This window comes from Kitasatospora sp. NPDC057512 (assembly GCF_042802135.1).
Taxonomy (GTDB): Bacteria; Actinomycetota; Actinomycetes; order Streptomycetales; family Streptomycetaceae; genus Kitasatospora.
Genome location: NZ_JBHVET010001166.1, coordinates 1 through 1,585, shown reverse-complemented (window position 1 = coordinate 1,585; position 1,585 = coordinate 1). Strand labels below are relative to the sequence as shown.

General features: G+C 79.1%; 1 pseudogene. It reads left to right on the top strand.

Features of this window, described 5'->3' with window-relative positions:
- Window positions 1–1,585: pseudogene (locus tag ACFU6K_RS38585) on the top strand (hypothetical protein); the annotation flags it as partial.

Here is a 1,585-nt window from a genome sequence, read left to right as displayed (position 1 = left end):
GCTCCGACGCCGGCCGTCCGCGGACTCCCGCCGACCAGGGCCCCGCCCCCGCCGGCGGGGGAGCGGGCGCGGGGGCGAACGCCGGGCCGGGCGCCGGAGCCGGCGTTCCGCAGCCGGAAGGCCACGTCGGGGACGGCCGCCGCCCGGACCCCGAGGAGCAGGAGCGCGCCGAACGCGAGCAGGCCGCCGGCCGGTTCCGCGAGCGCAGCCGCGACAGCCTGCTCGACGAGGAGGACGACGAGGGCGGGCCCGCCGCCGGCCTGGGGGCGACCTCCCGGGCCCACCGCGAGGCCCGCGGCTCCTACCGGGTGGCCGGCGACCACAACCTGTTCGACCGCACCGTCTTCCACCAGGCCCACATCGGCGACATCCACCTGCGGCTGGACAGCCGGCAGGCGGTCGGCGGGGTCGGCGGACCGGTCCCCGAGGCGGAGCTGCGGCGGGTCCGCCGGATCTACCGGGAGCCGGCGGGCTACGTCGAGCTCCAGCGGGCGCTGCGCCGGCAGCGGGTCCTGGTGCTGGCCGGCGCCCCTGGCACCGGGCGGACCTGCACCGCGCTCGCACTGCTCGACGAGCTGACGCAGCACCGGCCGTCCGCCGAGGGCGCCGCGCAGGACGCCCCGACGGACGGCCCCGCGGCCGGCGCCGTCGCGGAGCCGTCGCCCCGGGTCTCCCGGGTCTCCCCGGAGACCGCCGTACGGCAGCTGGCCGCCACCGCGTCCGACGACGCCCGGCGCGGGCACGGCTACCTGCTCGAACTCCCCTTCGTCCGCGGCAGCGTCGCCGAGCCCCCGAGCGAGCTCGAACTGGACGCCCTCGCCACGGCGCTCTCCGCCTCCGACTCCTTCGCCGTGCTGGTCGTGGCCGCCGGCCCGACGGCGACCCCGCTGCTGTCCGGCCGGTACGGCCTCATCTGCCCGCCGGCCCCCACGGAGGAACTGCTGCGGGCCCGGATCTCCGTCAACCTGGCCGACGGGGCCACGGCCGCCGCGGAGTCCCCCGAGGACCCGGCCGCACGGGCCGACGAGCTCGTCGACGACGCCGAACTGCGGTCCGCGGTCGGCCTGGAGGACCTCCGCCCCGCCGAGGCCGAGCTGCTCGCCGACCTGATCGCCGCCCATGTGCTCGGCCGGCTGACCCTCGCGGAACTCCTCGCGGGCTGCGCCAGCCTGGCCCCGCAGCAGGCCCAGGAGTGGTTCGCGGGCGCGGACCGCGAGATCGCCGACCCGGCCGATTCCCCCGGCCGGTCCGCCCGCCAGGCCGCCGGGCAGTCGGCCGCCGCCGTCCTGCACCCGACCGCCTCCCGGATCGCCCTGGCGGTCCTCAACGGTGCCGCCCACAGCGCGGTGGCCGAGGCCGCGCGCCTGCTCACCTGGGAGCTCGCGGTGGCCCGCGACCCCGGCAACACGCCCGCCCGCCCGCTGTTCTGTGACGACCCGGTCTCCGATCTCGCCTCCCTGCGCGCCGAGTTGACCGACGGCGAGGTGGAGACGGCGGGCATCCGGGCGCCGGCCCGGATCGTCCGCTACCGGGGTTCGGCCCTGTCCGGCGCGGTGCTCGCGGAGGTCTGGGACCGGCACCACCC